The sequence below is a fragment of the Catenovulum sp. SX2 genome (assembly GCF_052056295.1).
Taxonomy (GTDB): Bacteria; Pseudomonadota; Gammaproteobacteria; order Enterobacterales; family Alteromonadaceae; genus Catenovulum.
The window spans coordinates 1,474,596-1,492,433 of the sequence record NZ_CP182493.1; the positions used below are offsets into that span (position 1 = coordinate 1,474,596).

13 protein-coding genes are annotated in these 17,838 nt (G+C 40.4%); 8 read left to right on the forward strand and 5 right to left on the reverse strand.

Features of this window, described 5'->3' with window-relative positions; translation table 11 throughout:
• Positions 1-52: 52 nt before the first annotated feature.
• Positions 53-1,639, forward strand: a complete 1,587-nt coding sequence (gene purH, locus ACMZOO_RS06280; protein ID WP_016954140.1) for a bifunctional phosphoribosylaminoimidazolecarboxamide formyltransferase/IMP cyclohydrolase — start codon at positions 53-55, stop codon at positions 1,637-1,639.
• Positions 1,640-1,657: 18 nt separating this feature from the next.
• Positions 1,658-2,947, forward strand: a complete 1,290-nt coding sequence (purD, locus tag ACMZOO_RS06285; protein WP_440905854.1) for a phosphoribosylamine--glycine ligase — start codon at positions 1,658-1,660, stop codon at positions 2,945-2,947.
• 543 nt (positions 2,948-3,490) lie between these two features.
• On the opposite strand, the gene ACMZOO_RS06290 is transcribed toward purD, so the two are convergent.
• Together ACMZOO_RS06290 and ACMZOO_RS06295 are read right to left on the reverse strand one after the other, a co-directional pair.
• Positions 3,491-3,760 (reverse strand): Txe/YoeB family addiction module toxin, encoded by a 270-nt coding sequence (locus ACMZOO_RS06290; RefSeq protein ID WP_440905855.1) that lies wholly within the window; start codon positions 3,758-3,760, stop codon positions 3,491-3,493.
• Positions 3,741-4,013, reverse strand: a complete 273-nt coding sequence (locus ACMZOO_RS06295; protein ID WP_440905856.1) for a type II toxin-antitoxin system Phd/YefM family antitoxin — start codon at positions 4,011-4,013, stop codon at positions 3,741-3,743. Before ACMZOO_RS06295 ends, ACMZOO_RS06290 begins: the two co-directional genes overlap by 20 nt.
• A 188-nt stretch (positions 4,014-4,201) precedes the next feature.
• Between ACMZOO_RS06295 and ACMZOO_RS06300 the strand changes: the two genes are divergently transcribed.
• Both ACMZOO_RS06300 and ACMZOO_RS06305 read left to right on the forward strand, forming a co-directional pair.
• The gene (locus ACMZOO_RS06300; protein ID WP_440905857.1) at positions 4,202-4,582 is read left to right on the forward strand and encodes a BlaI/MecI/CopY family transcriptional regulator; all 381 of its coding nucleotides are present in this window, start codon (positions 4,202-4,204) and stop codon (positions 4,580-4,582) included.
• Entirely contained in the window at positions 4,582-6,294 is a 1,713-nt protein-coding gene (locus tag ACMZOO_RS06305; protein WP_440905858.1) for a M56 family metallopeptidase, read from the forward strand. Before ACMZOO_RS06300 ends, ACMZOO_RS06305 begins: the two co-directional genes overlap by 1 nt.
• A gap of 419 nt (positions 6,295-6,713) precedes the next feature.
• Here the strand turns inward: ACMZOO_RS06305 and ACMZOO_RS06310 are convergent, their stop codons facing one another.
• Positions 6,714-9,326 carry a glycoside hydrolase family 3 N-terminal domain-containing protein gene (locus ACMZOO_RS06310; protein ID WP_440905859.1) on the reverse strand — a complete coding sequence of 871 codons (2,613 nt, stop codon included), beginning with the start codon at positions 9,324-9,326 and terminating at the stop codon, positions 6,714-6,716.
• Positions 9,327-9,804: 478 nt separating this feature from the next.
• On the opposite strand from ACMZOO_RS06310, the gene ACMZOO_RS06315 reads away from it, so the two are divergent.
• Entirely contained in the window at positions 9,805-10,536 is a 732-nt protein-coding gene (locus tag ACMZOO_RS06315) for an NUDIX hydrolase (RefSeq protein WP_440905860.1), read from the forward strand.
• A gap of 337 nt (positions 10,537-10,873) precedes the next feature.
• The gene (locus ACMZOO_RS06320; RefSeq protein ID WP_440905861.1) at positions 10,874-11,869 is read left to right on the forward strand and encodes a hypothetical protein; all 996 of its coding nucleotides are present in this window, start codon (positions 10,874-10,876) and stop codon (positions 11,867-11,869) included.
• Here ACMZOO_RS06320 and glgX read toward each other — a convergent pair.
• A complete protein-coding gene (gene glgX / locus ACMZOO_RS06325) occupies positions 11,866-14,064 on the reverse strand; it encodes a glycogen debranching protein GlgX (RefSeq protein WP_440905862.1) in 2,199 nt (732 codons plus the stop codon). The two genes, ACMZOO_RS06320 and glgX, sit on opposite strands and share 4 nt — an antisense overlap.
• Positions 14,065-14,935: 871 nt before the next feature.
• On the opposite strand from glgX, the gene zur reads away from it, so the two are divergent.
• Positions 14,936-15,376, forward strand: coding sequence for a zinc uptake transcriptional repressor Zur (gene zur / locus ACMZOO_RS06330; RefSeq protein ID WP_440905863.1), 441 nt, complete (start codon positions 14,936-14,938; stop codon positions 15,374-15,376).
• Between the two features lie 59 nt (positions 15,377-15,435).
• Here the strand turns inward: zur and ACMZOO_RS06335 are convergent, their stop codons facing one another.
• The gene (locus ACMZOO_RS06335) at positions 15,436-16,968 is read right to left on the reverse strand and encodes a CYTH and CHAD domain-containing protein (RefSeq protein WP_440905864.1); all 1,533 of its coding nucleotides are present in this window, start codon (positions 16,966-16,968) and stop codon (positions 15,436-15,438) included.
• A gap of 187 nt (positions 16,969-17,155) precedes the next feature.
• Between ACMZOO_RS06335 and ACMZOO_RS06340 the strand changes: the two genes are divergently transcribed.
• The gene (locus tag ACMZOO_RS06340; protein WP_440905865.1) at positions 17,156-17,758 is read left to right on the forward strand and encodes a TIGR04211 family SH3 domain-containing protein; all 603 of its coding nucleotides are present in this window, start codon (positions 17,156-17,158) and stop codon (positions 17,756-17,758) included.
• Positions 17,759-17,838: the final 80 nt, after the last annotated feature.

A 17,838-nucleotide genomic window follows, 5' to 3' on the forward strand; every position in this document is an offset into this window, starting at 1 on the left:
ATTTTGATACTAGACTAATCTCACTATTAATTTTTTCAAGGTTATACAAATAATGGATCAGCCTCGCCCAATTAAGCGCGCGCTTATTAGCGTTTCAGACAAAACTGGTATTGTAGAATTTGCTCAAGCATTATCTGCAGCTGGTGTTGAAATTCTATCTACTGGTGGTACGTTTAAATTGTTGCAAAACAACAATGTTCCTGCCGTTGAAGTTTCTGACTACACAGGTTTCCCAGAAATGATGGACGGCCGTGTAAAAACATTACACCCTAAAGTGCATGGTGGTATTTTAGGCCGTCGTGGTCAAGACGATGCAGTTATGGCAGAGCATGGCATTCAAGGTATAGATATGGTTGTAGTAAACCTATATCCATTTGCCAACACTGTTGCTAAGCCTGATTGCACATTAGAAGATGCAATTGAGAACATTGATATCGGTGGTCCAACTATGGTTCGCTCTGCAGCGAAAAACCATAAAGACGTGACTATTGTGGTTAACGCGTCTGATTACGACCGCGTTTTAGCTGAAATGAATGGCAATGCAAATTCATTAAGTTACCAAACTCGTTTTGACTTAGCGATTGCTGCGTTTGAACACACTGCAGCATACGATGGCATGATTGCAAACTACTTTGGTAAATTAGTACCTGATTACCACGGCGAAAAAGCTGAAGATAGCCAATTCCCACGTACTTTCAACAGCCAATTTATTAAAAAGCAAGATTTGCGTTATGGTGAAAACAGCCATCAACAAGCGGCTTTTTATGTTGAAAAGAACCTTGAAGAAGCGTCTGTTTCAAGCGCAACCCAAATTCAAGGTAAAGCACTTTCTTACAATAACATCGCAGATACAGATGCCGCGCTTGAGTGTGTAAAAGAATTCACTCAACCAGCGTGTGTTATTGTTAAACACGCAAACCCTTGTGGTGTTGCTTTAGGTGCAAACCTATTAGAAGCATACGACAAAGCGTATCAAACAGATCCAACTTCTGCTTTTGGTGGCATTATTGCATTCAACCAAGAATTAGACGCAGAAACTGCACAAGCAATTATCGACCGTCAATTTGTTGAAGTGATTATTGCTCCTAAAGTTTCTGAAGCAGCAATCGAAGTTGTTTCTGCAAAACAAAACGTACGTTTATTAGTATGTGGTGAGTGGTCTGCCCAAACTACAGGTTACGACTACAAGCGCGTAAACGGTGGTTTATTAGTACAAGATCGCGACCAAGGCATGGTTGAACAAGCAGATCTTAAAGTAGTTTCTAAGCGCCAACCAACTGAAGCTGAATTAACTGATTTATTATTCTGCTGGAAAGTAGCTAAGTACGTTAAATCTAACGCTATTGTTTACTGTAAAGGCAACCAAACTATTGGTGTTGGCGCAGGCCAAATGAGCCGTGTATACAGTGCAAAAATTGCTGGTATTAAAGCAGCCGACGAAAACCTAGAAGTTGCTGGTTCTGTTATGGCATCTGATGCATTCTTCCCATTCCGTGACGGTATTGACGCAGCGGCAGCAGCAGGTATCACTGCAGTTATTCAGCCAGGCGGTTCAATGCGTGATGAAGAAGTTATTGCAGCAGCTGACGAACATGGCATGGCTATGGTCTTCACTGGTATGCGTCATTTCAGACACTAAGCACAAAGGAATATTTAAATGAAAGTATTAGTAATTGGTGGCGGCGGCCGCGAACATGCACTAGCGTGGAAAGCTGCACAATCTCCTAAAGTTGAACAAGTTTTTGTTGCTCCTGGTAATGCAGGTACTGAGTTAGAGCCAAAATTAACCAATGTTTCAATTACGGTTGAAGACATCAAAGCTTTAGTCGCTTTTGCGCAAGATAATGACGTTGAGTTAACTATTGTTGGCCCTGAAGCACCATTAGTTATTGGTGTAGTAGATGCGTTCCGTGAAGCCGGCTTAAAAGTATTTGGCCCAACTGAAAAAGCAGCTCAGTTAGAAGGCTCCAAATCTTTCACTAAAGACTTTTTAGCACGCCACAATATTCCTACAGCTGAATATCAAACTTTCACTGATATGGAACAAGCGTTAGCTTATTTAGATAAAGTTGGTGCGCCAATTGTTATCAAAGCAGACGGCTTGTGTGCGGGTAAAGGTGTAATTGTTGCTATGGAGCTTGAAGAAGCTAAAGCAGCAGTTAAAGATATGCTTGCGGGTAATGCTTTTGGTGATGCGGGTAACCGTGTGGTTATCGAAGAGTTTTTAACTGGTGAAGAAGCTAGCTTTATTGTTATGGTTGACGGCAAAAATGTGTTACCTATGGCAACGAGCCAAGATCACAAACGTGCATTAAACGGTGACAAAGGTCCAAACACTGGTGGTATGGGTGCATACTCTCCGGCGCCAGTTGTAACGGATGAAGTTTTCCAACGCATTATGGATCAAGTTATTTTGCCAACTGTTGAAGGTATGGCAAAAGAAGATAACGAGTACACTGGTTTCTTATACGCAGGTTTAATGATCACTGAAGATGGTCAACCTAAAGTGATTGAATATAACTGTCGTTTCGGCGATCCAGAAACTCAACCTATTATGTTGCGTATGCAGTCTGATTTAGTTGAGTTATGTATTGCTGGTGCTGAAGGTAAATTAGACCAAGCAACTGCTGAATTTGACCCGCGCGCTTCTGTTGGTGTGGTATTAGCCGCTGGCGGTTACCCTGCTAAATACAACAAAGGTGATGTAATTTCTGGTTTACCAAAAGAAGAAATTGCGGGCGAGAAAGTATTCCACGCGGGTACTGAAATGCAAAATGGTAAAGTTGTAACTAACGGTGGCCGCGTATTATGTGCAACTGCGTTAGGTAACAGCGTAACTGAAGCACAACAACGTGCATATGCATTAGTTAAACAAATTCAGTGGCAAGATGTTCAATACCGTGATGATATTGCTTATCGTGCAATTGAGCGTGAACAAGCTAAGTAATTAATTTTTAGTTATTTAATGCTGCAAAAGCCGAATCGAAAGATTCGGCTTTTTTGTTTGTGCACAACAACGCACTAAGCAAAGTAACAGAGCGCTTCAGCAATCTGCAATCAAGCCAACTCGAAGCATAATTTTCTAAAAACGCGGTAAATCCATCCTTGGACGCTCCCAAACGTTATCCAAGACGTTTGAAATTTTAGAAAATCAGCATTCGAGTCAGCTCTATCAAACGCTTATATTGCTGCTGAAACCGTCGTCGACATAGATGACCGTTTGGTGTGTATTCACAAGATATCGAGCAAAGTGCTAGAGCGATAACTTAGAGCAAAATGTACTTTTCATGGGCGATTGAAGACCGAAGCACCGCTTCGCAGCTGAAAGAGGTGGAGTCAGGGATGACGACAGGACTTCTCCTTCAAGGATGAACAGGCGACTTTTATTTGTAAAATAAGAACAACGTTTTTGCGAAAGTTATGCTCTAGTGATTTGCGTGTATAGTGCAGTGAACTTAAAACACCGTAGAAATTTACAAACAATAACGCTTTAATGGTCGTCATAATGCCCGCCTATGGCGAAAATATAGATATACTCGTCGTCAAATTTATAAATCAGTCGATCTTTTTGCGAGATGCGTTTAGACCACAAGCCAGATAAGTTGTGTTTTAAAGGTTCAGGTTTACCTAGCCCAGTGGCGGGATCTGATCTGAGCATTTCTTTTAATACTTTACACAAAGACTTGTGTAATTTTTTGTCTTTTTCTCTCAATTGCTCATAAACCAACCAAGTCTTGCCTTCAAAGATTAGTGATCTCATCTAATTGCTCTTGAGTTGGTTTATAACCTTGTTTATTGCTGTGTGTTTGCAGTGACTCGGCTATTTGCTGCATTAAACTGCTACTTTGCAGCACGTGTAAAGTTTCTTGCTCTCGCTCCCAATCGTCTGCACTCATTACAACAAAGTCATCACCAGCACGCCTTGTAACTCGCAAAGGCTCATGCTCACTAACGGTTTTATCAACACAAGATTTTAAGTTATCTCTAAACTGATTAACGCTTATGCTATTCATAACCAACCCAATATTTCGTACGGAACTGTCGTACAGTTTAGTACAAAAGATATGGCAAAGCTATCAAGGAGTGGGAGCTCAAGCGAATAAATTGTATATATTTCGAACATTGTTGTTGACACCCACAAACATAAAAACTACACTTGTAGTTATTAACTCAAGATAAATAAATTTTAACTGGAACAAAAATGAAATTAAGTGATTTCGAATTAGATGTAATGAAATTTTTTTGGCAGCAAGGCGAATGCTCCGCCAAACAAATCCATCAGTGGATCTGCCAAGATAAAGACGTAGCTTACAACACAGTTAAAACCATAATTGATCGCCTCGAAGAAAAACAAGCAATTAAACGTACGGGTAAACAAGGGCGGGCTTTGGTATTCGAAGCAGCTGTAACACAAGAGTCTTTAACGTCTTCAGTTTTACCTAATTTTATTAAACGCTTCTTTGCAGGCAAAACCGGCAACTTAATCACACACCTAATTGAAGATGACAAATTGTCGGCTGAAGACATCGAATATTTACAGCAGTATTTAAATGAGAAGAAGGCTAAATTGGATAAAAAATAATGGACTATTTAATCACCAATTCGATTATCAGTATCTTGCTATTACTAACAGCTAAGCTACTAACGCAATCTCCAGCTAAATTACGCCTAGCTGTACTGATGACCGCTTTACTAAGTTGGTTTATCCCATGGAATTTAATTGAATTACCACTGCAACAACCGTTATTAGCAGTGCCTGAACCACTGAATATCTATAACTATTTACCGGTCGATAATTCAACTAGCAGCGCTAATCCGCAATTATCACACACAGTTCAAAGCGATGGCTGGCAACTCGTCAATATTATCAATCTTGAGCTGATACTAATAATTCTATTCACCCTTGGGGTTGTATTATTTGTACTTGATCTGATTAATTATCGTAATTATTTGAACAAACTAAGTTACGGCGCGCACAACGCAGATGAACTATTAACCCTACATAACTTTACATCAACTAGTTTCAGTCGCAGAGAGATCAAACTATCGGTGAGCCCGGATGCCCCGGTAGGGATGACAACAGGCGTTATACAGCCAGTTATTTGGTTAAATGAAAAATCCGTTCAGTCAGAACAAATTCATAGCATCTTACTACACGAGCTGACGCACATACGCCATTTTGATCCAGCAAAGAAATGGGCTTGTGCATTTAGTGCAAGATTATTTTTCTGGAACCCGTTAGTACAACTGCTGGTACAACAAATCACATTACTCATTGAGTTCAGCTGCGATGAAGCCTGCTACAAAATAAAAAACGAAAGATACAGCTCAGATTTAGCCCAAATCATGTTAGTGCAATCTTCACCAGCAAACTCGAACACTAGCTTGAACTACATTTCAACAATTGAAAGCAACCGCAGTAACAACATTCAGCGGCTAAAGTCGCTTAACAAGGAGAAGACCATGAAAGTGAAATATTTAGGTATTGCATCAGCCAGTATATTTGTCTGTTCGCTGGCAAGTGCGCATATAAATAGTACAACTGCTGAGTCTAGTTACCAAGCACTGCAGCAACTCGCTATCCAATTAAAAGCGCAAAAACAACCGAATCAATTAATGTCTATTTATTTGGAAGATGTTGCGGAAAACAGGGCTTACAATCAGCAATTAAAAGCGTTAGTTGAACTAAGCAAAAATTCGCTTAATCCCGATGTTAGCCAACTTGACCAAACTTACAGAGATATCGAAACATGGCTAAGCACTCGACCTAGTTTATCACCTTCACAAGAACGCAGACTCTTGATGCAAGTGACTTCAATCCAGCACTTTTTATTGCAGCAACAAGGCAAAAATCAACAGATAGTCGAGTTGATTTCTAATCGATACGGTACAGATATTAATGTGATTCCATTATTTTATCGTCATCATTTAGCGACGGCTAATTTAAAATTAGACAATCCAGAGAAAGCACTTGAAATAGCCAAAATGTTTGATTTAACCTCCCCTCGTTCCAAGCTAGGGACCTTACAACTTGTCGCTTTGGTATATGCAGAAAACCATCAGTCTGAACAAGCGCTACAAATAGTGGAAGCCCGCTTGTCTTTAAACAAAGCAGATGAACGACAAAATCTATTAAACATGCAACATGCACTGTTAATCAATTTAGGTAATACCGAATCAGCTGATGAAGTGGCTCAAAAGTTATTAAATATCTATGCACAAGAGCAGCCAGCAATGGTTTTAGCATCGGCACAACAAACTATTGCTTGGTCGCCTATACTCGACCATATATAAAGTATGAAAAGTTATGCTCTAGTAGTTTGCATGTATAGGCACTGACTTAAAGCGCTTCAGCTATGTGCAATCAAGCTAACTCGAAGCATAATTTTCTAAAAACGCAGTAAATCCGTCCTGGACGCTCCCAAACGTCATCCAAGACGTTTGAAGTTTTAGAAAATCAGCATTCGAGTTAACTCTATCAAACACTTATATTGCTGCTAAAACCGTCGTCGACAAAGATGACTGCCTGGGTGTTTTTCACAAGATATCGAGCAAAGTGCTAGAGCGATAACTTAGAGCAAAATGTACTTTTCATGGATGAAAAGTCCAAGCTTACATGGATGTACTTGAAGCGTTTTTGCGAAAGTTATGCTCTAGTGATTTGCGTCTATAGTGCACTGAAACATTCGCATCCTTGCGATTCGTCTATATTACTAGTTACACACGCTAAATTGTGCTTTTTTGCCATCTGCTTTTTGAATAGCCAGGTTAGATACAGCTAAACCTAATTCACCAGCAGTTTGTAATTTCCATGCGGTTTTAACAGAGTTCACTTTGTCAGTACCCGCTAAACAACTTACATCAACTGATACATTAACCCAGTGGCCGACTTTTTGTTGGTTGATAAAATCAGTAACATCCAGTTCACTTGCACAGCCCATTTGTTCAGTCTGGCAGAATAACCCCATGGTCACTTCGGTAGAAGCGAACTTATCAATGCGCAAGTCAAAATTAAATACGCTGTCTTCTTCAACAAACTCACTCATATCTTGCTGGCCGTTGTAAGCTAATTTAGCCGCAGCGTCAGCGCCACCTGCCCATACAAACTTACGCGCATCTTCTTGGTAAGCTAAGTTGATGCCTTGAACTGTTAAGTTTTCACTATTTTCAGTGGTGCCAGCTGGGCCATTAACAATCACTGACCAATTTGTTTTGTCACCCAACCCCCAATTTAATTCAGGTGCTAATTGGCGGTAGAAAAGTGCATAACCCATATCAGTTGATTTTTGTGTTTTCACACGAGAGGTTTCATCCAATTTGGCTAATTCGACTTTGTCTTGATAGGTTAAACCAAAACCATAAGCAAACAGTGGATCATAGTTTTCATCATGTGGATTTAACACAACCTGGCTATCAAACTTAGGCCATGAGAATGAAAGTTTGCCTTTAAAGTCGTAATTAATCTCACCATTGGCTTTTGCCAAAATTACATCCGCTACACCTTGGCCTTCAGAGCCAGGCAACCAAGCCGCGACAAATGCATCAGACAAATTAATTTCTTTATTCATCCACAATGGACGACCGCTAATAAATACAGTCACAACAGGTATACCGTCGGCTTTAAGTTTTTTCAGTAAAGCTAAATCCGCTTTACCTTGTTTTTGGTATTCAATGTATTGGATATCACCAAACCATTCTGCATAGGGTGGCTCACCTATGACCACAACAGCTACATCTGGTTTAGTTTGGTAGTTACCTTTTTCTGCGAATTCAACTTTACCACCTGCGCTTTCAATACCGGTTTTTAACCCAGCATAAACAGTTGTTGCACCAGGGAAGTCTTCATTAGTATTGTCAGTACCTTGCCAAGATACACTCCAACCACCTGCTTGTTTTGCCATATTGTCGGCAGCATCCCCGGCGATTAAGATTTTTTGCTTAGGATTCAGAGGTAAAATTTGCTGATTGTTCTTTAATAAAACAAGCGATTCGCGTACCGCTTGGCGAGCTATTTCTCTGTGTGGTTTGGCACCAAAAACAGATAAATCATTCGCAAGAATGCGGGTAGATGGTTTAGCTTTTTCAAATAATCCCCAACGCACTTTTGCACGTAAAAAACGCGTAACCGCGTCATCAATACGCGCCATAGGAATTTCGCCGCTTTTCACTTGCGCGATAGTATTGTGGTAAAAAGCTTCGTAGTGCTCTGGTACCATAAGTACATCAACACCAGCGTTAATCGCGTTAGCGCATTGCTCTAAATCACAACCATCAACAAATTTGTGTCCGTTCCAGTCTGATACCACAAAACCGTCGAAACCCATTTGTTCTTTTAGTACGTCAGTTAATAAGTATTTATGTCCGTGCAGGCGCTTGCCTTTCCACGAGTTAAACGAAGCCATTACCGACTGCACACCAGCTTCAATTGCAGTGAAATAACCCGCTGCGTGAATATCGCGCATGCGCTCTTCGCTAGCAATAGTATCACCACGGTCGATGCCATTTAATGTACCGCCGTCACCCACAAAGTGTTTAGCAGTGGCAATTCGGCGATAACCTTGTAAAAAGTCGACACCTATTTCGCCTTGAATACCCTCAACCATAGCAGTCGCATAAGCTTTAACAATTTCTGGTTTTTCCGAGTAACTTTCGTAAGTACGTCCCCACCTATCATCTTGTACCACTGCCACTGTAGGTGCAAAACTCCACTCGATACCAGTTACAGATACCTCTTTAGCAGTCGCATCACCAATTTTACGAATGAGATCAGGGTTATTCATCGCCCCTAAACCTATGTTATGCGGGAACAAGGTGGTGCCGGATACATTACTATGCCCATGCATAGCATCTGTGCCCCAAATGGCTGGAATAGTGCTGCCATCTAATGAGTCATCGGTAGAAGCTTGATACATTTCGTCAGCGTATTTTAGCCACTCTTGCGGGGTCGCAGTTTTATTGCCATATGGCGCAGTATTACCACCATTTAAATACGAACCAAAACCATATTTACGCATTTGCTCTAGGGTTAAATAACCAATTTCTGGCTGAACCATTTGCGCAACTTTTTGCTCAAGCGTCATGCCAGCTAAAATTTGTGCAACTTGTTTTTCAACCGCAGGATCGCGTTTAAGTTTTGTATTGGCATGTGGCCAAGTTACTTTAGCAGCACTGGCATCTGAAAGCGCTTGCTTTTTAGCGCCAGTAGTCGCTGTGTCGCCATCATTCGCCGCTGAACAAGCACCCAGTAAACCAGCGGTTGTACTTATCGCCAATGCCTTGATTAAGTTCATCCTTAAAGCTACTTTTTGTTGATTTAAATTAAACATAGCCTCACCGTTTTGTATGTTTGATTGGAATATTTATATAGGATGGCACAAAATCGCAACCAATGTAAACGTTTTCTGCAAATGTTATCATAAGTTTGCTTATTTGCTGTGTCTGCAGCACCAACCAAATATTCAGTCATACTATATGAAATTAGCTTTCTATCTTTTTCAGATAGCTAACTCGACAATAGCTTGCAAAACAAGCAACTAACTAAAGTGTCAGACAAAACAGCATAAAATTAAAATAAATATCCATATATAAAAAATCTAAACACCTGTTTTTAGTGACCTTTATTCAACAGAGGTAAAATTCATTAACAAATAGAAGGTCTTACCAGCCAATACACCTACGTATTATGTGTTCTATTTTAAAAGAAAAGCGAGTAAACTCTGGCCAATCTGTATACAGGTTTGTAGACAAAAAGCTTAAAACACAGTTATTTTTTGAACCCTAAATAAAAATATTCAAAACAACAATATGACACACAGTATAAATTTAATGGCCGCTGAAATGGATAATGAAGAGCAGCTGCCCGAAAAATCAATGCCAAATATTTCGGTGGATAACCTGATATTTGCAATGCAAGATGGCAAGTTAAAAGTGCTATTGGTTAAATACAAACAAGGTTTAGCCGCAAATAAATGGGGTTTAATCGGCCATTGGGTGCATCAAGATGAAAATTTAGAGGATGCAGCATCTCGGGTGATCACAGCTACCACTGGTGTACAGCACTTTCATTTAGATCAGCTTGGTGCGTTTGGTAAAGTAAACCGTTACCCATTACGACGCATTATTACTGTTGTTTATTATGCTTTGGTTAGATTTGATGAAGCAAATATCCACCAAGGTGACAATACCCACGAAGTAGCCTGGTTTAATGTACATGATGTACCAGAATTGATTTTCGACCACAAAGAAATACTCGATAAGTGTTTAGAGCAACTGAAATATAAAGTTCGCCACGAGCCGATCGGTTTTAGTTTGCTGCCAGAAAAATTCACCCTATTGCAGCTGCAAGAAATTTACGAAGCAATTTTGGATAAAAAATTAGATAAACCAAACTTCCGCCGTAAAATTCAAAAAATGAACTTATTAATTAACTGCAAAGAGAAACAAACAGCTGTTGCACATAGAGCTGCGACCTTGTATCGCTTTGACGTGCACGTATACGAAAAACTTAAAGAGTTTGGTTTTAATTTCGAATACTAAGTTAGGGCCTGTTGAACTTTCGAGTACAATTTTGCAGCAGTTTGTTTGGTATTTATACAAGGCATAGCGATTGAAGTGTAGTGGGCTACATAAATGAGCTATAACGCAGTAGAAATGACAAACAAATGCTGCCTTTCAGGTTCGTCCTAAATGCTTTTTACTCTTTGTTGCAGCATTTTGACTTAATCCATTAGGCCTTCAATGCTGCGCCTTGATTAAAAAGCATTTAGTTAGAACAAAATTTGTCCACGAAAGCTCAACAGGCCCTAGTATTAATAAAGTAACTAGATATTCAAAAGGATGCGTTTGCATCCTTTTTTGTTTTTGAGAAGCACAAATGAAACTTGAACAGCTCAGCTGTATCTACAGCAACAACAAACACAACGCTTTTACTGATTTAGTCTTTTATCAAGACAAATTTTTCTGCTGTTTTCGCCAAGCGAGTAACCATGTCAGTGCCGATGGGCGCATTATTATTTTAAGCTCGAACGATTCGACAAACTGGCAAGTGTGCTGCACAGTTGCAGAATATTTAGCAGATTTACGCGATCCAAAGTTGTCCATTAATGCAAATGGGCAATTGCAATTACTTTACTATCGCAAACGTTTTCAACCACAAAATGGCCAACTGCGCAATATTGCCAATGAGAATTGCATCAGCGTCAGTCAAAACGGCCTGAGCTTCTCACAAGCCAAGGTGGTGGGCGAAAACAATTGGTGGTTGTGGCGCACAGTTACATCACCTGCAGCGCAAGTCACTAGTTTGGGCGTCGCTTATAATCGCAGAGCCAACCGGGTTAAGTTAATGGCTGGCGATAAAAATAACCATCACCAAATTTTATTAGATAACTTTTTCGGTTTAGCTAAATATGGCAAAGGTTACCCTAACGAAAGTGATATTTTATTTTTGGATGATGACACAGCTTATTGTTTGTTAAGACGCGATGCCGACAGTTTCACCGCGCAGTTAGGCATAGCTAAAGCCCCATACACTCAATGGCAATGGTTTGATTTAGGTGAGTATTTAGGTGGGCCGAAATTACAGCAATTGCCAGACGGTCGTATTATTGTTGCGGCCAGACGCTTTTTACCTTGGCGGAAAAAATACCGTTTAACCACTTGGTTATTTGAGCTAGGTAAAACGGCCCAAGGTTTTAAGCTCAAGCCGTTACTCGAATTACCCAGCGGTGGTGACAACAGCTACCCTGGCATGTGTTACCAACACGGTAAGCTGTTTGTTAGTTATTATTCACAACATCAGCACAGAGCGCATGTGCCGCGTTGTGATATATTTTTAGCACAAATTGCTATTGACTCACTTTGTCGAATTTAGTCGGCAACAACTAAAGGCAACATACGTGGTTTAATTGCTTTTTTGCGCACAGGCGCTTTTTCTAATAACACGAAAGAGCGGCTTTGCAGCAGATATAAACTACCGGCGTGATAACGCATGTTTTTTAACCTTCTGCTGATGTTGTCATAGGCGGTATCAAACACCACCCGCCAGCTATAGTCATTACCTAAACTATTTGGCATAGCAAACTCAATATCTTTATGATCAGCATTCAGCAGAACAACAAAATCTGTGTCTGTCAGCGGTTGGCCCTTTCCATCAACATCTTTTAATGCTTGGCCGTGCAAATGCAAACCTACATATTTGGTGTCTGGGTTCTGCCATTCTTCATCTGACATTTCTTCACCACTTTTGCCTAACCAAGTTATGTCTTTGGCTTCACTACCCCGTACTGCATGGCCTTGAAAAAAGTGTCTTTGATGAAATATAGGGTGTTTATCTCGTATTGTGAGTAACTGCTGGCAGAATTCAAACAACTGTTGTTTCTCTTGACTGGTGCGCCAATTAAACCAACTAATTTCATTATCTTGGCAATAAGCATTATTATTGCCTTGTTGGGTTCGCCCATATTCGTCCCCTGCCGTGAGCATAGGTACACCTTGTGACAACAACAAAGTCGCCATTAAGTTGCGTTTTTGTTTGCGCCTTAATGCATTTATTTTGTCACTGCGACTTATGCCCTCTTTGCCCATGTTCCAACTCAAGTTATGGTTGTCACCATCTTGGTTGTTTTCACCATTGGCAATATTGTGTTTGTCGTTATAACTAACTAAATCGTGTAGAGTGAAACCATCGTGCGCGGTAATAAAATTAATACTGGCGTAAGGTCTACGGCCATTGTGCTGATACAAATCACTTGAGCCGGTTAACCTATATGCCAGCTCACCGAGTTTGCCATCATCGCCTTTCCAAAAAGAACGCACACAATCACGATATTTACCATTCCACTCAGTCCAACCGACTGGAAAATTTCCTACTTGATAACCACCTTCGCCAACATCCCAAGGTTCGGCTATTAATTTAACTTGAGAGATCACAGGATCTTGATGAATGATGTCAAAAAACGCACCTAGCTTATCAACATCATGTAGTTCACGCGCTAGAGCGGATGCCAGATCAAACCTAAATCCATCTACATGCATTTCTTCAATCCAGTAGCGTAAGCTATCCATTACCAGCTGCAATACTTTTGGTGTCATCATATTTAAGGTATTGCCTGTGCCTGTGTAGTCCATGTAATACCTTGGCATACCATCCACTAGGCGATAATACGCTGCATTATCAATACCTTTAAACGACAACATAGGGCCTAAATGATTACCCTCAGCCGTATGGTTATACACAACATCTAAAATAACCTCTAACCCAGCGGCGTGCAGTGCTTGCACCATTTGTTTAAATTCTTTTACTGCATCTAGTTTGGCGTAACGCGGATCTGGGGCAAAATAGTTAATAGAGTTGTAACCCCAATAGTTAGTTAAACCGCGTTCAATTAAGTGGCGATCATTTAAAAAATAATGTACAGGTAGCAATTCAATTGCTGTAACACCGAGCTTTTTAAAATATTCAATAACCTGCGGCTGCGCCAACCCTAAATACGTGCCGCGTAAATGTTTTGGCAATAACGGATTAAGCTGAGTAAAACCTTTAACATGCAGTTCATAAATAACGGTTTTATGCCAATCTATATCTGGCTTTTGATCATCCGCCCAGTCAAAACCACTATCAATTACTTGGCTTTTCGGCATATAAGGTGCGCTGTCTTCAGTATTGGCAACTAAGTCTAACTGCGGATCACTTGGGTCACCCACTTGATACGGAAATATTGAATCATGCCATTTTAATTCGCCAGCAATAGAGCGCGCGTATGGGTCAATAAGCAGTTTGTTTGGGTTGAACCTTAAACCTTTTTCGGGTTTGTATGGCCCGTGTACGCGATAACCATACAGTTGCCCGGGTTTTAAATTAGGCAGGTAAATATGCCAAACTTGGTCTGTATGTTCGGTTAGAAAATAGTTTGCGGTGATTTTATGTGTTTTTGCATCAAACAAACACAGTTCTACTTGCTGTGCCGCTTGTGAAAATAGTGCAAAGTTGACTCCATTGCCATCCCAATTTGCACCGAGTGGATACGGTTTGCCGGGCAGTATTTTACCCGTGGTTCGCTTAAGCATATGAAGCCTCCTTGGTTCTCTGCTACAGCCTTAGTTATTTGTAACCAGTTATTGTGACAAGATCAATAAAAATGGATAAATTTTGCTCTATTAGTCTGAGAATGGAGTTTCGAGTTGTGCCACATGATGTGCAATATATCCAAGCTTGCAAATGGGGAGTTACTCACAAAAACGCTTCAAGTACATCCTTGTATCGCTCGCATAAGATATCCCTATCTTATGAAGTTTTGTTCGCAACCCACCCATTCGCGAGCTTTTACATATAAACCGCTGCTCGATCTTGGACAGCCTAGTACCACTCTAACTAACAGCAACAACCACCAGCAACTCCCTGGCGTAATAAAGAGCCGGTTCGAAAGCTAATTTTCTAAAACTTCAAAAGGTAGGGATATCTTTTGAGAGCGGCCAAGGATGGCGAACAGCGTTTTTAGAAAATTATGCTTCGAATGGGCTTGAATACCACCGGACCAGCAGCGACCTCCTCCGCCAGCAACACCCAAGCATAATCAAAAGCCAATTCGAATGCTAATTTTCTAAAACTTCAAAAGATAGGGCGAGCGAAGACCGAAGCACAGCTTCGCAGCTAAGCGAGGTGGAGTCACGGATGACGACAGGAATCAAGCTTCATGGATGAATTATGTCTTAAGATTAGCATTTATTTCGAAGCAGCGTTTTTAGAAAATTATGCTTCGAATGGGCTTGAATACCATAGGACTAGCAGCGACCGCCAGCAACACCCACGCATAACCAAAAGCCAATTCGAATAAGCTTAACTACACCTCACGAACAGCGACTAGATCAAAACGGTAGCATTGCTGATTAAAACCAGTAAAATGACTATTTTAAGTAAATAAGCCACGTACCTAAAAATATGCCAAATAACTTATTAGAACAGGCTCGCCTAGTTTGCCAAAAAAACGGCGCACGCTTTACCCCAGTCAGAGAACAGGTTTTTGGTTTATTGGCAGATGCACAAGGTTCAGTGGGCGCATACGACTTACTCACTCAACTGCAACAAACTGATGCCAAAGCCAAACCACCAACTATCTATCGCGCGCTCGAGTTTTTAATAGAGCAAGGTTTTGTGCATAAAGTTGAATCACAAAACGCCTATGTCTTGTGCAGCCATTTTGCTGAGCACCACAAAGCGCAATTACTTATTTGTGATGACTGTGGCTTAGTTGAAGAAATTGATAATGAAACAATATTCAGCGCGTTAAGTGAAGCTGCGCACAAATCAGGTTTTACCATTTTAAAACCAACCATTGAAGCACATGGTTTATGTGCTAAATGCGCAGAAAAGCAACCTTAAAAGCGAAAGGCGTGATAGCTAAATTAAATCACGCCGCAAAATTAAGCTATCAACAAACCTTACTGCCAATAAGGCTCCATACGTAAAGCCGACTGACGCGACTGCTCCATAATATTAACTAAATTGTTAATTTTCGCATCCGCCCAAATTTCAAGTTCAGGTTTGTTCTCTTCTGGATACAACTCAATACACAGCTTAAAACTAAACAAAGTTTTTAAATCTGCTATGCCTTGCATAATATCCAACCAAGGGGCGCGGAAATCTAGTCTCTCATCTTCAGCAAATAAATTGCCAACACACACACCTGTTAATAATGCTCGGCCAATTGAGCGTTCAAGTTGAATATAATCAATTGCCGAATAACTTGATTTAAGTGGCATTAAGCGCTGAATTTTAATCCAACTATTTTGGTTGAGCTGACGTGCTACGGTATAAATATTGGCTTGCAAAGCTTGTTCATCAATCTCAGAATAACAACGCCAACCGCGTTCAGTTAACCAACGCATCAATTTTAAAATCAACGCATTATAACGAGCACTGTAAAATAAATTTCGCGCGCGTGTAACACATTCATCAACTATTACTTGCTCTTCAAGGTAGCTCAGCAGCTTTTCATCATCCGCGACTTTTTTCCGAAACTGGCCTTTTTTCGAGGTTAACTGTTTAACATGCAAAGCGTTGTCTAACCAATCAAACTCTTTGCTTAACCACTTAAGCTCTTTGCGTAGTTCGGTTGAGGCTTTTTTCGGAATATAGTTTCTGAATAACCAAAAAGTATGACGCACCAACCAAACACCACGCTGCACATGGCGCACTGCTTTTAAATCAGACTGATTGGCAAACAATTCTTCATGGTACTGCCAATAAGCTAAACCATGTTGAATACTGTTAGAAAATGTCTGTTCCACATCCATATCAGCAGTTAGTTTTACCACACCTAAACTTGGCTTAATTTGATTGGTTTGGTTTAAAAACAATCTATAACCACGAGCGGCTTTACTGTCGTTGGATAAACGCAGCGGTAGTTTTTCTGTCAGTTTATGCGCTAATGAAAATAATTCGCGCATGTCGCCATCAATTAACTCAATTTCAATTTCATTAATCGCAACCTGGTTACCTTGCGCGCTCACCTCACCTAAATCGTATACAACTTCAATTTCACATTGTTCTATCTGTATACGCCATTTATGCCGAGTAAAATCTGTTGCAAATAAAGCAATTAATTTTGCTTGTGCATCTTGCCAGTCAAACTGCTCGGGCCATGCATCTGATGGGAATAAAGTTAAATCAGGCTGTTGTTGCTCAATTGCAATATTATATTCGGGGCGCTTATGCAAACCACCAACACTCATTCCAGCGGTTTTCAGAGTTTGTTCAGCTTGATCATCCACAGAGCGAATACGCAAACCACAGTCGAACGAACGGAGTTTTTGCTCAGGGGTATCAAAATAAATGTTAGATAATTTTTTTTGGCTATAACCTTGATTCTGTAACCAAGGTTCAACAAGGGTTTTAATTTGGGTGAGAACAGACTCACTATCATGCTCAGCTTGAGTATCTACAACAAACTTGAGCTCTATCTCAGTTTCCATAAATGGCGACACAATTCGCGATTAATTAATTGAAGAACGAAAATACCCGACCTAATGTTGGAGTTCAAGTATTCTTTAAGCTTTGTACAGCTCTGCCGATTCAAGTATAGTTGTAGGTATATTTTGCTATATCAGTTTTAATTAAGCGCAGGGATAAGAACTATATCCAGCCATATTGGAGTTATTAATGAAGTTACGCATACTCACAGTCTGCTTAATGTTGGTTTCAACTTGGTCAACAACCGCAAAAGCGGAACAATCAGCCTACGTTTCCGACCAACTTACCGTATTTGTTCATTCAGGCCCTACCCGTAATTACCGAATTGTTGGCACTATAGAAGCTGGCAGCGCAATCAAGTTAATTGAAAAATCTGAAGATGGTAGCTTCAGCCAAGTTGAATACGACAATAAAACAGGTTGGATTGAAAGCCAGTACGTTAGCAATGAACAAAGTTTGAAAGAAAAATTTAGCCAAAGCCAACAAGCGTTAGAAAAAGTCACCGCGGAATTAGCAGAGGTGACAAACAAACTGAATACGCAACAAAGTGAACAAATGTTGTTAGAAAGCCAGCTAGAGCGCCAACAACAAAACAATGGAAAACTTGAAAGCTCGTTACAGAATTACCAAATGCAGCTCGCTCAAATCCAACAAAGCGACGCTGAAACTCAAGAAAAGGTAAAAATGGACTGGATGGTTAAAGGTGGTGCGCTAGCGTTAGGCAGTTTAATTTTGGGTTATTTATTAGCCTTAATGCCGCGTCGTAAAAAACGCAACCCAGACTTTTTCTAAGCCTTAACTTAATATTTTATTTTGGCAGCTCCCAGCGGGGCTGCTTTTCCCTCCAGCCGCCAACTTTAGTGCTTAGGCAT